This is a genomic window from Rhodococcus sp. EPR-134 (assembly GCF_001647205.1).
In the GTDB taxonomy this organism is placed as follows: domain Bacteria; phylum Actinomycetota; class Actinomycetes; order Mycobacteriales; family Mycobacteriaceae; genus Rhodococcus_F; species Rhodococcus_F qingshengii.
Window position 1 is genome coordinate 1 of sequence record NZ_LVCT01000172.1, and the last position, 12,812, is coordinate 12,812.

Annotated in this window: 14 protein-coding genes and 2 pseudogenes; 6 read left to right on the top strand and 10 right to left on the bottom strand. The window is 62.1% G+C overall.

Annotated features, from left to right (window positions below):
- A pseudogene (locus A2J01_RS35715) lies at nt 1–146 on the bottom strand (TrpB-like pyridoxal phosphate-dependent enzyme); the annotation flags it as partial.
- A gap of 257 nt (nt 147–403) precedes the next feature.
- Nucleotides 404–862, bottom strand: coding sequence for a PaaI family thioesterase (locus tag A2J01_RS07775; protein WP_003945940.1), 459 nt, complete (start codon nt 860–862; stop codon nt 404–406).
- A gap of 85 nt (nt 863–947) precedes the next feature.
- On the opposite strand from A2J01_RS07775, the gene A2J01_RS07780 reads away from it, so the two are divergent.
- The 3 genes from A2J01_RS07780 to A2J01_RS07790 all read left to right on the top strand — a co-directional run bounded on the left by A2J01_RS07780 (nt 948) and on the right by A2J01_RS07790 (nt 3,378).
- Nucleotides 948–1,523 carry a TetR/AcrR family transcriptional regulator gene (locus A2J01_RS07780; RefSeq protein WP_007734151.1) on the top strand — a complete coding sequence of 192 codons (576 nt, stop codon included), beginning with the start codon at nt 948–950 and terminating at the stop codon, nt 1,521–1,523.
- 72 nt (nt 1,524–1,595) lie between these two features.
- Nucleotides 1,596–2,099, top strand: a complete 504-nt coding sequence (locus A2J01_RS07785) for an SRPBCC family protein (protein WP_019746932.1) — start codon at nt 1,596–1,598, stop codon at nt 2,097–2,099.
- Between the two features lie 28 nt (nt 2,100–2,127).
- A complete protein-coding gene (locus A2J01_RS07790) occupies nt 2,128–3,378 on the top strand; it encodes an NADH:flavin oxidoreductase/NADH oxidase family protein (RefSeq protein ID WP_007734160.1) in 1,251 nt (416 codons plus the stop codon).
- On the opposite strand, the gene A2J01_RS07795 is transcribed toward A2J01_RS07790, so the two are convergent.
- Both A2J01_RS07795 and ald read right to left on the bottom strand, forming a co-directional pair.
- A complete protein-coding gene (locus A2J01_RS07795; RefSeq protein WP_064112448.1) occupies nt 3,379–4,254 on the bottom strand; it encodes an aldo/keto reductase in 876 nt (291 codons plus the stop codon).
- A 53-nt stretch (nt 4,255–4,307) separates the two neighbouring features.
- Nucleotides 4,308–5,408: an alanine dehydrogenase gene (ald, locus tag A2J01_RS07800; protein WP_003945541.1), complete on the bottom strand. Its 1,101-nt coding sequence runs from the start codon at nt 5,406–5,408 to the stop codon at nt 4,308–4,310.
- Nucleotides 5,409–5,517: 109 nt separating this feature from the next.
- Between ald and A2J01_RS07805 the strand changes: the two genes are divergently transcribed.
- A complete protein-coding gene (locus A2J01_RS07805) occupies nt 5,518–6,039 on the top strand; it encodes an Lrp/AsnC family transcriptional regulator (RefSeq protein WP_003945867.1) in 522 nt (173 codons plus the stop codon).
- A gap of 7 nt (nt 6,040–6,046) precedes the next feature.
- Here A2J01_RS07805 and A2J01_RS07810 read toward each other — a convergent pair.
- The 3 genes and pseudogenes from A2J01_RS07810 to A2J01_RS07820 form a co-directional block, all read right to left on the bottom strand.
- Nucleotides 6,047–7,110, bottom strand: a pseudogene (locus A2J01_RS07810) (maleylacetate reductase).
- Between the two features lies 1 nt (nt 7,111).
- The gene (locus tag A2J01_RS07815; protein ID WP_020906267.1) at nt 7,112–7,900 is read right to left on the bottom strand and encodes a pirin family protein; all 789 of its coding nucleotides are present in this window, start codon (nt 7,898–7,900) and stop codon (nt 7,112–7,114) included.
- 37 nt (nt 7,901–7,937) lie between these two features.
- Nucleotides 7,938–8,435 (bottom strand): VOC family protein, encoded by a 498-nt coding sequence (locus A2J01_RS07820; RefSeq protein ID WP_007734170.1) that lies wholly within the window; start codon nt 8,433–8,435, stop codon nt 7,938–7,940.
- Between the two features lie 111 nt (nt 8,436–8,546).
- Here A2J01_RS07820 and A2J01_RS07825 point away from each other — a divergent pair, with 111 nt between their 5' ends.
- The gene (locus A2J01_RS07825) at nt 8,547–9,017 is read left to right on the top strand and encodes a MarR family winged helix-turn-helix transcriptional regulator (protein ID WP_042449445.1); all 471 of its coding nucleotides are present in this window, start codon (nt 8,547–8,549) and stop codon (nt 9,015–9,017) included.
- A 62-nt stretch (nt 9,018–9,079) separates the two neighbouring features.
- The gene (locus A2J01_RS07830; protein ID WP_003945542.1) at nt 9,080–9,898 is read left to right on the top strand and encodes an HAD family hydrolase; all 819 of its coding nucleotides are present in this window, start codon (nt 9,080–9,082) and stop codon (nt 9,896–9,898) included.
- Nucleotide 9,899: 1 nt separating this feature from the next.
- Here the strand turns inward: A2J01_RS07830 and A2J01_RS07835 are convergent, their stop codons facing one another.
- From A2J01_RS07835 to A2J01_RS07845, 3 genes are all read right to left on the bottom strand, one after another.
- A complete protein-coding gene (locus A2J01_RS07835; RefSeq protein ID WP_064112449.1) occupies nt 9,900–10,787 on the bottom strand; it encodes an alpha/beta fold hydrolase in 888 nt (295 codons plus the stop codon).
- A 225-nt stretch (nt 10,788–11,012) separates the two neighbouring features.
- Nucleotides 11,013–11,678 carry a hypothetical protein gene (locus tag A2J01_RS07840; protein WP_064112450.1) on the bottom strand — a complete coding sequence of 222 codons (666 nt, stop codon included), beginning with the start codon at nt 11,676–11,678 and terminating at the stop codon, nt 11,013–11,015.
- Nucleotides 11,679–11,800: 122 nt separating this feature from the next.
- Nucleotides 11,801–12,565: an SDR family NAD(P)-dependent oxidoreductase gene (locus tag A2J01_RS07845; RefSeq protein ID WP_064112451.1), complete on the bottom strand. Its 765-nt coding sequence runs from the start codon at nt 12,563–12,565 to the stop codon at nt 11,801–11,803.
- Between the last annotated feature and the right edge of the window lie 247 nt (nt 12,566–12,812).

Below are 12,812 nucleotides of genomic sequence, written 5' to 3' on the forward strand. Positions count from 1 at the left end.
CCGAGCGGCTCACGAGTGCCCGGATGCAGGTGCGGGGGAACAGGCTCGGGGAGGTCAGCCGCCAGGTTGTACCAGTGCGTCGGCACTTTCGACGGGATGGAGACGCCCAAAGGCTCGAGCGAACGGTTGAGTGGGGTGGTGGTCAACTAACTCTCCTTCGTGGATTCGGTACCTGATCTTGGCGGTCGTAGCGACGACGCGTACGGCATTTGCCGGATCGGGGATCCTGAGAGGAGCCTGCTGGACCACCCGATATCGGTCCGGGCAGCACGCAGTTGCGGCTGACCGTCAGCGGTCGGGCCACCAGAGGTGCGCAGTGAGCAGGGTCACGAGCCGATCGTACATCGGCACTCGCACCCTGCTCACGTCGGGCGCAGCTACATTCTCGCCATCCTTCGTCGGCTCAGCGGAAAATCATGCACGTCGTAGTTCCGTGCGCCACCAACTTGCCGTTCTTGTCCAAGACCTTGCCCTCTGCCGTCGCGGTACGCCCGCCCACGTGAATGACGCTGCCGTGGGCTGTCAGTTCGTCACCGTCGAGAGGCACCGTGCGGATGTAGTTGAGCTTGAGTTCGAGGGTCGTGTAGCCGACGCCGGCCGGAAGCATCGTGTGTACCGCGCAGCCCATGACCGAGTCGAGCAGCGTTGCGCAGATGCCGCCGTGCACAGTGCCGAGCGGGTTGCTGAAATCGGCGCGCGGGGTCAGGGCGAAGCTCACGGATCCTTCGTTGACCTCGCGCATCTCCATGCCGAGGAGGCGTCCGATGCTGGGTCGGTCGTTGACCTGCGTTCCCATCCAGCGGAGAAGTTCGAGGCCTGTCATCTGCGCCGGATCGACGGTCGCGGTTGTCTCGTCACTCATTGTTTCATCCCATCACTATGTAGGTCGTCATACATAACGTAGCGTATGAGTCGACAGGTGTACCGACGGCCGAAGGATCTGTGACATGGCAGAGCTGAGCTCACGTGATCGCATGATTCGCAGTGCGGTTGAACTGATCAGCCGCAACGGTGTCGACGCGACGTCCTTCAGCGACGTCATCAAGCACAGCGGCGCACCCCGTGGGTCGATCTACCACCACTTTCCTGGCGGTAAGACCGAGTTGATGGTCGAAGCCGTGCGCGCGGCCGGTGCGATCATCACCAGACGGATCAGCTCGGCTGCGGCTACCGGTTCCACGGCCGACGTGATCGAAGCGGTCGGAGACATCTGGCGACTCAATCTCACACGCTCGGACTTCGCGATCGGCTGCCCGGTGATTGCCGGCGGGTTGGCGCGTGCCAGTGAGCCAGAAGTCGCGGAAGTGTCGGCTGAGGTCATGCTGGGATGGCAGAAGTTGATCGAATCGCAACTCGAAACTGCGGGTTATCCTGCAGTGCAGGCAAAATCGATGGCAAACCTGACGATCACGTCGGTCGAAGGTGCAGTGGCGGTGTGCCAGACGACTCGAAGTATCGAGCCGCTCGAACAGGTCATCGCTTCACTGCAGGGGCTCTCTCGTTCTGAGGCTTGGTCCCGCTGAGCCTTCGGGGGTTGACTTCGGTCGTCAAGTATCCGTAACTTCATGTAACGGCTAATTGGGCAGGAGTAGGCGATGACACATTGGTTCGACCTCGAACCGGTCGGTGTCGATTTCTTCGACACGGCACCGCATATCTTCACGTACTCGATCGATCTCGCCGCCGAACCTGACGCCGTCTGGGCCGGTCTGACCGCCGACGAGCCTTTGTCGTGGTGCCGACTGCTCACAAAAGTGCACTACACCTCGCCGCGCCCCTACGGCGTCGGCACGCGCCGAATCGCGGAGGTGGGCGGCGGTGCGATGCAGATGCGCGAAAAGTTCATCACCTGGGACGACGAAACGCGTCGGCACTCGTTTTACGTCGAACAGTCCAATGTTCCGCTGTTCCAATCCTTCGCGGAGGACTACCGCGTCGACGAGCTCGCAGTGGGTTCGAGACTGCAGTGGAATTTTGCATTCTCGCCGCGTCCGAAGCTGTCGCTCGCGGTGCGCGGCGGGCTACCGGTCAACTCGCTGATCTTCTCGAGCTTCGTGCGCGATACCAAGCGGCACTTCGGTTCTGCGCCACGCCATTGACTTTCTTCCCTTCATACGAGAGGCATCCATGACCACACTCGGAGAATCGTTGACTTTGCCCTGCGGGCAGATCCTGCGGAATCGGACCATGAAAGCTGCGCTCAGCGAGGCTCTGGGTGACCGCACTCATGGACCGTCCACTCGCTTGGAAACGCTGTACGGTCGTTGGGGCAGTGGCGGGTTCGGTTTGCTGATCACCGGCAATGTCATGGTCGATCGATCGCAGATCGCCGAACCGGGCAATGTCGTCGTCGACGACGATCGTGATGCCGAAGCACTGACTGCCTGGGCCAAGACCGCCAAGAACGGCGGCGCCGAGATCTGGATGCAGCTGAACCACCCAGGGCGGCAATCCAACCCGATTGCCAGCAGAGGTAGACCGGTCGCCCCGAGCGCGATCGCGCTGAAGATTCCGGGAATGGCGACGCCGCGAGAACTCTCGACCGCTGAGATCGACGAGATCATCGACAAGTTCGCGGAAACCGCTCGCGTCGCCGAGTCCTCCGGCTTCGGCGGCGTGCAGATACACGCAGCGCACGGTTATCTTGTTGCGCAGTTCCTTTCGCCCTTGTCCAATCAGCGGACGGACGAGTGGGGTGGAGATCCCGAGCGTCGACGACGCTTTCTGATCGAGATCGTTCGGCGCATACGCTCTGCCGTTGCTCCGGGATTCGCGGTCTCGGTCAAGCTCAACTCGGCTGATTTCCAACGAGGTGGATTCTCGGAAGACGAGTCGCGAGAAGTAGTGCGCGCGTTGACCGAAGAGTCGGTGGATCTCATCGAGATCAGCGGTGGCAGTTATGAATCGCCGGCCATGATGGGTAAAGCGCAGAAGCAGAGCACTCGGGATCGAGAGGCATATTTCCTCGAGTACGCCGAGACAGTCCGAGCGATTGCCGGCGACATTCCCTTGGCGGTCACCGGCGGCTTCCGCTCGCGATCGGCGATGGTCGAGGCACTGGCTTCCGGCGCGTGCGACGTGATCGGCCTCGGCCGGCCGACGATCACGATCCCCGACGCGGCAACCGTTCTCCTGGAATCGGATCGGGAACGATTGACCGTGCCGACTGTTGAGTTCGGAGCGCGGAAGTTGTTGGGGAAGGTTGCCGACATCTCGATGCTCGACGGTGCACTCGACCTGCAGTGGCATACCGATCAGCTGCACCGGATGGGCGACGGAAGCGAGCCGGATCCGGCTCGGCCGTGGTGGAAGACCCTCGGAACGATGGTGAGGCGAAACGGATTCGATGCGCTTCGCCCCACCAAACGAGCGGCTTGATCAGTTCGGTGCACCGATGTTGAGTTCATCGGGATGCGCGCCGACGCGGGTGCCGTCGTCGAGAGTGTCGATTTCGCTCAGGTCGAGATCGGTGAGTTCGAAGTCGAATACGTCGATGTTCTGAGCGATTCGAGCATCGTGTACGGATTTCGGGATGACGATCAGGCCGTTCTGAAGGTGCCAACGGATCAGGACCTGCGCGGCAGTCTTGCTGTGGCGGTCACCGATTCGTGTGATGATCGGGTCGGTGAGCAGGGTGTTGGGCTTGGACGCCTTACCCCAACCTGCGTTACTGGTACCGCCGAGTGGGCTCCACGATTCGACCTTGATCCCGTGCTCGGCGGCCTTGTCGCGAATGGCGTGCTGCGTGAGGTGCGGGTGCAGTTCCACCTGATCGACTGCGGGCAACAATCCACCGCGTTCGACGAGAAGCTGCAGATGATGCGGCTCGAAGTTGCACACCCCGATTGCCTTGGCGCGGCCCGATTCCGCGATCTTTTCTAGTGCGTCCCACGTGCGGAGGAGTCGGTCGTTGTCCTGCAGAGGCCAGTGGATGAGGTAGAGATCGACGTAGTCGACGCCGAGCTTGTCGATGCTGGTGTCGAAAGCCTTCAACGCCGGCTCGTAGCCCTGATCTGCATTCCAGAGCTTCGTGGTGAGGAAGATGTCCTCTCGCGCGACGGACGAGTTGGCGATACCTCGTCCGACGCCCTCTTCGTTTCCGTAGGCGGCAGCGGTGTCGATGTGCCGGTAGCCAGCCTCGTCGAGTGCGAACCGTACTGCATGCTCGGTTTCGTCGTTGGTGGCCTGCCAGACTCCGAGGCCGAGTTGCGGGATCGCGGTTCCGGAATTCAGCGTGATGTCAGGAATGCTCATGGATCAAGGCTAGCGATCTCGAGCTGTCCTTGCCTGGGTCAGAGCTGCCTGGGTCAGAGAGTGGTAGCCGAGTACCCATGCGCCGCTGCAACACTGTCGGACAGGAGCAGGCCGTCGTGTGTGCTCAGACCTGACCCCAGGCCGGGAACTGTCGCGACCGCGTCCTTCCACCCCTTGTCTGCCAAGGCGACGACGTACGGAAGCGTCGCGTTGGTGAGTGCGTAGGTGGACGTACGGGGGACGGCTCCGGGCATGTTCGCAACGCAGTAGAAGACCGAACCGTGTACCTGGTACGTCGGATCGGCGTGCGTGGTCGCGTGTGAATCCTCGAAGCAGCCTCCCTGGTCGATGGCGATGTCGACCAGGACAGAACCCGGCTTCATACGCGCCACCAGGCTGTTGGAGACGAGAGTCGGCGCCTTCGCCCCGGGGACCAGCACTGCGCCGATGACCAGGTCGGCGTCGAGGACTGCCTGTTCGAGTTCGAGGCTGTTGGACGTGATGGTCTTGACCTGGCCGTGGTACAGCTCGTCGATTTCCCGCAGGCGCGCGATCGACAGGTCGAGAACGGTGACGTCGGCCTGCATGCCGTAGGCCACGGCGATGGCGTTCTTGCCGGAGACTCCCGCACCGATCACCACGACCTTGGCGGGGCGCACTCCGGGTACGCCGCCCATCAGCACTCCGCGTCCGCCGCCGTGACGCATCAAGTGATAGGCGCCCGCCTGCGGTGCCAGGCGTCCGGCTACTTCACTCATCGGGGCGAGGAGGGGCAGTGAACCGTCGGAACCGACAACTGTTTCGTAGGCGATGGAGGTGGTCTTCGACGTCAGGAGCGCGTCGGTGCATTCCTTCGACGCCGCCAGGTGCAGGTAGGTGAAGAGAACCTGATCCTTACGGAGTCGCGAATACTCTTCTGCAATAGGTTCTTTGACCTTCAGGAGTAGATCTGCGTCCGTCCAGACCTGATCGGCAGATCCGAGGATCTGCGCGCCCGCGGCCTTGAAATCCTCGTCACTGAACGAGGAGCCGACGCCTGCACCCGTTTCGATGACGACTTCGTGTCCTCGGCCGACCAGTTCGTGGACGCCTGCTGGGCTGATGGCCACGCGGTACTCGTGGTTTTTGATCTCGCGGGGGATTCCGACCTTCATGACACGGCTCCGAACTGAGTCTGTTGTTTCTTCGAATGGCAGGTGCCAAGCATGAAGTTTCGTCGCCAGATAGTGAAGAGAAGTGAAGATAATTCTCTAGGCTGTATTCATGGTGCGCGAAAGTTCAAAAATCGGTATTCAGACGGCCGCCTCGCCGAAGCATGTTCGGGCAGCAATGAAGTTGGACGAGATCGACCGGGTTCTGCTCGAAGAGCTGGCGAAAGACGCGAGGATTCCGAACAATGCGCTGGCTGCGATCGCGGGAATTGCGCCGTCGACATGCCTCGGCCGTGTGCGCGCCTTGGTGGACAACGGCGTGATCAGGGGATTTCACGCGGACATCGACCCCGCCGCTCTCGGAATGGATCTGCAGGCGATGATCGCAGTTCGACTGCAGGCCAACGCACGGTCGCACCTCAACCGGCTCGGCGACGATTTCGCCAAGCTGGACTCCGTGCTCAACGTGTACTTCGTTGCCGGTGTCGACGACTACATGCTGCACGTCGCAACGACGGATTCGGCGCAGTTGCGTGACTTCGTCGTCAACAATCTCTCGGCACATCCAGCGGTTGCTGCGACCGAGACGATTCTGATCTTCGAACACGTCAGGCCTCGAGGCGGTACTGCCTGATTAGTTCTCACCTGATGGCGGGTCGACGCCCGGACCAGGCGTTCTCGAGGAGTTCGCTCAGGCCCGGCGGGGTGATCTCACGCGGATTCGGATACGCGGCGGAGGTGGCGAGTTCGACTGCATTTTCGATTTGATCGTGACTCATTCCCAGTTCTCGCAGAGTGGTCGGTCCGCCGCACGCGGTGACGAGGTCGAAAACGCCGGTAGCGGCATCGGATGCGCCCAGAGCAGTCGCTATTCGCGACATCACATCCGGGACAGCAGGCGCGTTGAATGCCATCGCGTGGGGGAGGACAACGGTGTGGGTGGGAGCATGCGGCAAACCGAAGCTGCCACCGAGGGTGTGGCACAACTTGTGATGAAGCCCCATACCGACCGTGCCCAAGCAGGTTCCGGCTAACCAGGCTGCTTGCAGTAGTTCGGCCCTACCTTCCAGATTTTTCGGATCATCGACAATGCTCGGCAGCGCACGGGCGATCCCGGAGATCGCCTCGATCGCCATCAAGTCCGTGATCGGGTTGGACTCGGTGGAGTACAACGCTTCAACCGCATGCGCCATCGCGTTGACGGCACTGGTGACGGTGGTATCCAGCGGCAGATCGAGAGTGAGGTCGACGTCGTAGATGACGGTTTCCGGTCTGATGTGGGGAGAGGAGCGAGTTGTCTTGCGTCCGTTCTCTGTTTCACCCAACACCGGAGTGACTTCTGATCCCCGTACGTTGTCGGAACGACGATCTGATCGAACCCCGCTCGTAGTGCCAATGCCTTGGACAACCCGGTTGCCGAACCGCCGCCGATCGCCACGACCGTGTCGACGTGATGGTTCTCGGCAAGTCTCAGCGCGGCTGTCGTGACTTCGATCGGAGTATGCATCACAGCGCCGTCGAAGCGGGCCACCGCCATGTCGCCGAGAGATTCGGTCACGGCGGCGGCAACCGCGTCGAGTCGACGACTTGCCAGCACCATCACTCGGCTACGGCCGAGCCGCCGCACTTCTTCGGCGATCGTATCGATCATCCCTTGGCCGAAGACAATTCGAGCCGGTGAAGCGTCGTACGAGAAGGGCTTCATGTCATCCCTGCGAAACGGTGGCGTGCATTTCCCAGACGATGACCTCTGCCCCGGTATCGGAGCTGAGCTGCTGACCTCCGCCGCCGGACACGCGTACCGCGTCACCTTGTTCGAGCACTCCGACGCCTTCCATGGCGGCCTGACCGTCGGCGACAAAAACGTGCAGGAACGGTGCGTCGGGCAGGGTCACGGGCTGTCCGGGTTGCAGACGCGCAACGTGCATCGCGGCGTACTTGTTCTTGATCCGGATTGCCGAGTGATCGGCGTACGCGTCCATGCCCGACGCGACGGGAACCAGTCCACCGGCAAGCAATTCGGCGTCGATCTCCAACTGCTCGTATCCGGGCGTGATTCCGGCCTCGTCGGGGACGACCCACATCTGGATGAAGTGAACCGGGTCGCTGTGCTTGTCGGAATGCGCACCCGCCACGTCACCGAGTCGCCACGAATCGTTCTTCTCCGAATGCAGGATTCCCGTTCCAGCGCTCATCCGCTGGGCGAGACCGGGGTAGATGACGCCCGAATGCCCCATCGAATCCTGATGTACGAGAGAACCTCTCAGTACCCAGGTGACGATCTCCATGTCCTGGTGCGGGTGGGTGTCGAATCCCATTCCGGGCGTGACGATGTCGTCGTTGTTGACCAGGAGAAGACCGTGGTGAGTGTTCTTCGGGTCGTAGTGATTGCTGAACGAGAACGAGTGCTTCGAGTCCAGCCAGCCGGCATTGGACTTGAAGCGATCCCCGGATCGACGGATATCGAGGTTCGGCTGAGACAGAGTGGAGGTCATGGTGTGCCTTCCGAATGGTATGGGGGAGAGCAAGTTTTCAGAGGACGTGATTGCCGTACATCTCACCGAGTGGGTCTGCGATCAGTTCGAGTCGAGCGCCGTCGGGATCGCGGAAGTACAGCGAAACCTCACTGTGCTCGATCAGTTCGACGCCGGCCTCGGTCAGTCTGGTACGTAGCTTCGCCCACTTGGCAGGTTCGACGCTGATCGCGATGTGGTGGAGGCCGCCGAGTACTTCTTGGTACGGGCCCACGTCGAGTCCCGGGAAATCGAAGAAGGCCAGGAGGTTCCCGTTGCCGATGTCGAAGAAGAAGTGCGAAGACCCGGGATAGTCGCGGTTCTCGATCAGCTCGGTGAGAGGGAAGCCGAGGAGATCTTGATAGAACTTCACGGTTCGTTCGACGTCGCTGCTGATCAGGGCCGTATGGTGCAGGCCGCGTGCGGTCGATGCGGGTCGTTTGTCGGCGGGGAGCAGATGTCGATCCCTGATCTCGGCCCGGCGTTCCTCGAACTGCACTGCGTTGTTGTCGCTCATAGCGCCCGCCTCTCGGTTGAACCTTCTCTTCGAACAGGTAGTTGACTGATCAACTACATTGAGAATAGATCATTTGATTTCGTTGTCAACTACTTCGGATATGCTGGTGTCATGGAATCGACGCGGTGGTTGAGCGACTCGGAGCAAACGGCCTGGCGGGCTTACCTGGACTCGACCCGACTGCTCCAGCGTGTTCTCGATCAGCAGTTGGTGCGAGACTCCGACATTTCGTTCACGGACTTCGAACTGTTGGTTGCTCTATCCGAAGCGCCTGGGCGGCAACTGCGCATGAGTGAGCTCGCCGATGCTGTGATGGCGACCCGAAGTGGTGTGACCAGGGCCGTCAATCGGCTGGTCGGTGCCGGGTGGGTGCGCCGGGTCGAGTGTGTCGACGACAAGAGGGGCGCTAATGCGGAGCTGACCGACTCGGGTGCCGAGAAATTGGCGTCGGCAAGCCCGGCGCACGTGGCCGCTGTACGGGAGAGCATGTTCGACCTGCTGAGCCCGCGAGATGTCGAGCGGCTGGGTGTGGTCTTCGGTGAGATGCGTCGGCACCTTCTCGAGGCCCAAGCAAGTAATTGACAGAGCAACGGCCCATGTCACGTAGTTGGTGAGGGCTGCGAACGGACTGCCATCATTGTCTGGTGACCCGTATTCGTATGTTCGCAACCGACCTCGACGGCACCCTGCTGCGCTCCGACCGAACGATTTCGGCGCGCACCGCGCAGGCCATGGAGAACGCGCGGCTCGCGGGGATCGAAGTTGTGTGGGCGACGGCCCGGGCCAGGCATTCGGTACACACGTTGGCGAGCTCGTGCGGATTTCGCGGTAAAGCTGTGTGTGCCAACGGAGCTGTCATTCTCGACCTGGCGGACGGGACTCCGGAGATCGTCGACACCGTTTCGATCGAAACATCTTTGGCTGCAACAGCTATGGAGCAGGTTCGTGCTCTGATTCCTGGCGTCGTGTTCGCGAACGTCGGACCCACGCAGTTCTTTGCCGAGCCGGAGTATGCCGCTCTGTGCGAGTTCGCGGACCATCACCGGCACCTGCACGAGATGGTGCTCGCCGATACGCTGCCGCTGGACGTGGAGCCGATGGTCAAGATCGTGGCCCGGCATGCCGAGGTTCCCAGCGCCGACCTGTACCGAACTGCGGTCGCTGCGGGCATCGAGGGTGTGGAGTTGACCCACTCCGGGGCTCCGTACATGGAAATGGCTGCAGCGGGCGTCTCGAAGGCCAGCGCTCTCGCGCAGTTGTGCGCGATCGACGGCATCGACGCGTCGGAAGTTGCCGCGGCCGGTGACGCCTTCAACGACGTTGCGATGCTGACCTGGGCCGGAACGGCTCTGGCGCCCGCCAACGCCAGAGCCGAGGTCATCGAGCTCGCCGACCGAATTTTGCCCACGAACGACGAGGACGGGGTGGCGAGCTACCTCGAAGAGCTGGTTGCGGGGAGCTAGTTCAGCTGCTGACGGCCTTGGGTCCGGTGCCGATACCGACTCCGCAGTCCGTCATGAATTCGGAGAAGACACGGTCGAAGCGATCCGGATAGTCAAGGTGCGGGAAATGCCCGGCGCGCTTGAATATCTCCACCCGCCCCAGCGGTAGTTCGGCGCGAGCATTCTCGGTGTGGGCGTTGGGGATGATGGTGTCTTCCTCGCCCCACACCAGTAGTGCCTGCAGGTTCTTGAAGTTGGCGAAATGCGGAGTGGCATTGACGGTTTGGCCGTTGTAGTTGATGACCGATCGCGCGGTCGCCAGAAATGCCTGACGTGTCGACGCGTCCGATACCGAAGCAAAGCTCTTACGGGCCTCACTCGCGCTGGCACCGAGCTTGAACAGGCCGATCTTGTTGAAAAGTCCGAGCGCTTTGTCTGTCACGTCGGTCAGCGTCCGGGACGCGAGGACGGGAAGTACCAGTTCGCTGCCGGGCAGAGTTGCTGCGCGCAGGAGTGGGCTCACCTCGGGGCCGAGTCCGCCGCTGGCTACCAGGCACAGCCGCTCCACACGCTCGGGGAAGAGATACAGCGTCTGCATCGCGATCCCACCACCGAGGGAGTGGCCGACGAGGGTGGCCGACGGAATGTCGAGGGCCTCGAGGAGGTCACGCACAGTGGCGGCGTGAGCGCTGAGTGAGTAGTCGCCGGCAGGCTTGTCCGACGCACCGTGTCCGAAGAGGTCAGGAGCGATGACACGGTAGTGGCGCGAGAGTGTCTCGATCTGCGGCTCCCAATTGGAGTGCGCGCCCAGTAGGCCGTGAATGAGCACCACAACGGGGCCACTGCCTTGGTCGACGTATTTGAGCTGGTCGCCGGGCAATACAACCGTCTGCAATTGGTCGGTTGCCATGATTGAACCTTTCGGAGCCGCCAGTGTCTGTGGCTGCTCGCGTGTTGTCGGACCGCACCCGCCCCGACGCGGATCCACGGGTATTTGTGACCGGGAGTAACCCCAGTTCCCTCAGTATGCCCACCGAGGGGCCCGATGTCGTCGCCATCGGGCGTGTTGTGACGAACCGTGAGCCGTCGGCTGAGGGGAGACGTACAACTCACCGCCGTGTGTCGGCGCCGCTGATCAGGCGAAATCGACCAGTTTGCCGAAAGTGAGGTTGATGTCCCACGGTGTGACGCCCCACGTCTCGATCGCTGATACCGCGAAGATTCCGGCAGCCTCGATGGTGTCCTGTGAGGCTGGTGCCGAAACGGAAACGCCGGTTTGTCCGCTCGGAACCTCCGGCCAGACGCCGGTTCCGGCGGGCGCGGGGGTGGCCTCCACGACCGCGTTGGCCAGTCCCGATTCGTCGACGGTCGTGAAGAGGCAGTTCGGCTCGTGCGGAGAATCCCACCCGCCGAGTTCCGCGAGCCAGAATTCGCCACGTCCAGCAGCGGAGATCGCGACCGACGCGAGTACCGATTCGAGATCTTCCCAAGCGTCGGACGTCGGGGCCGACGCCTCGGTGAGCTTGAACGGTGCGGCAAGTGCAGTGCTGTCAGGGGAAGCGAAGCGCGGCTGCACAGTGAGGACCTGGGTCTGGGTATCCAGAAACGCAACCTCTCGGAACTTGTTGTCCGGCAGGGTCGTACGGGCTACGAGACCGCGTCCCAACTGTGCGCCGAGCGCCGCGGGATCGTCGACGCTCCACAAGCGGGTCTCGTCCTCGGACCAGGTGCGGATCTTTCCGCCGACGACGGGACTGATCAGCACGGGCTCGAGGTTCGTAGTGCCTGTTGACTCGCTCACCGCTGGCTCCCCACCGCACGTCGTACCGCCGGACCGGTTCCGGGCGACGAGATAAGTATGCCGCCTCGCTGCTGTGCGCCTTTATTAACCGCCGGCGGTTAATAAAGGCGCACAGCAAGTGGTCACATATGCGTGCCGCCGTCGATGCGGATTTCCGTTCCGGTGACAAACGAGCCGTCCTCGGAAGCGAGCATCGCGATCACGCCGGCGACCGCGGACGGGGGAGCGAAACCCTCACCGATTGCCGGGGCCAGCTTGCCGAGCAGCGTGAAGTCGATGTCGGCCGGGAAGCCGGGATCGGACGTCATGCCCGACGCGATGCTGCCGGGTGCGACGGCCACGGCGCGAAGGCCCTGCTTGCTGTACTCGAGTGCAAGAGCGTGCGTGAAGGATTGGATTCCGCCCTTCGACGCTGCATATGCCGTCATATACGGGTGGGCGAAGGTGGCCGACGTGGAACTGAAGTTGACCACGACGCCTGCCCCGCTTTCGAGCAGTGCCGGCAGGGACTCCCTCGTCATGAGGAAAGTTCCGGTCAGATTGACCCCGATGACGGTGTTCCAGAAATCGAGTGTCATCTCGTGGGTGTGCGCGGAGCGCAGAATGCCCGCCGCGTTGACCAGCACGTCGAGCCCGCCCAGAGCCTTGATCGCAGCGCCGACCTGTTCGCGAACAGACACTTCGCTGGAGATGTCGACCTTCACCGTGGTCAGGCGATCGGAGTGGCCTGCGTCCTTCGCGGCGTTCAACGTCTGTTCGAGGCCGGTCTCGGAAATGTCGGCGGCGACGACGGTGCCACCTTCTGCCAGGATGCGGGCAACGGTGGCCTGGCCGATTCCGGATCCTGCGCCGCTGATGAGGACGCGCTTGTCGTCGAATCGATTCACGAGAAAACTCCGGTCTGTGGGATGGACAGCTGTCTGGTGACCGATTCTGCGCGATCCAGAGCTATTAATCTGCTGGGCATTCCACTGACTGGGCACCAGTGGTGCTTGTTCGCTCGCAATCCCGAGCGAACAAGCACCGACGTCTCCTAGAGGCCCGCTGCCTGCGCGAGGCTCGGCAGGTAGGTGCTCGGCTGACCGAAGAGCTGAGCGCTGCCGTGTGCACGCTTGAAGTACAGCTGAGCGTCGT

What these genes read in the sequence shown, in the direction of transcription:
- A2J01_RS07775 (WP_003945940.1), bottom strand. Translation starts at nt 862, where the DNA reads ATGAGTGACGAGACAACCGCGACCGTCGATCCGGCGCAGATGACAGGC.
- A2J01_RS07780 (WP_007734151.1), top strand. Translation starts at nt 948, where the DNA reads ATGGCAGAGCTGAGCTCACGTGATCGCATGATTCGCAGTGCGGTTGAA.
- A2J01_RS07785 (WP_019746932.1), top strand. Translation starts at nt 1,596, where the DNA reads ATGACACATTGGTTCGACCTCGAACCGGTCGGTGTCGATTTCTTCGAC.
- A2J01_RS07790 (WP_007734160.1), top strand. Translation starts at nt 2,128, where the DNA reads ATGACCACACTCGGAGAATCGTTGACTTTGCCCTGCGGGCAGATCCTG.
- A2J01_RS07795 (WP_064112448.1), bottom strand. Translation starts at nt 4,254, where the DNA reads ATGAGCATTCCTGACATCACGCTGAATTCCGGAACCGCGATCCCGCAA.
- ald (WP_003945541.1), bottom strand. Translation starts at nt 5,408, where the DNA reads ATGAAGGTCGGAATCCCCCGCGAGATCAAAAACCACGAGTACCGCGTG.
- A2J01_RS07805 (WP_003945867.1), top strand. Translation starts at nt 5,518, where the DNA reads ATGGTGCGCGAAAGTTCAAAAATCGGTATTCAGACGGCCGCCTCGCCG.
- A2J01_RS07815 (WP_020906267.1), bottom strand. Translation starts at nt 7,900, where the DNA reads ATGACCTCCACTCTGTCTCAGCCGAACCTCGATATCCGTCGATCCGGG.
- A2J01_RS07820 (WP_007734170.1), bottom strand. Translation starts at nt 8,435, where the DNA reads ATGAGCGACAACAACGCAGTGCAGTTCGAGGAACGCCGGGCCGAGATC.
- A2J01_RS07825 (WP_042449445.1), top strand. Translation starts at nt 8,547, where the DNA reads ATGGAATCGACGCGGTGGTTGAGCGACTCGGAGCAAACGGCCTGGCGG.
- A2J01_RS07835 (WP_064112449.1), bottom strand. Translation starts at nt 10,787, where the DNA reads ATGGCAACCGACCAATTGCAGACGGTTGTATTGCCCGGCGACCAGCTC.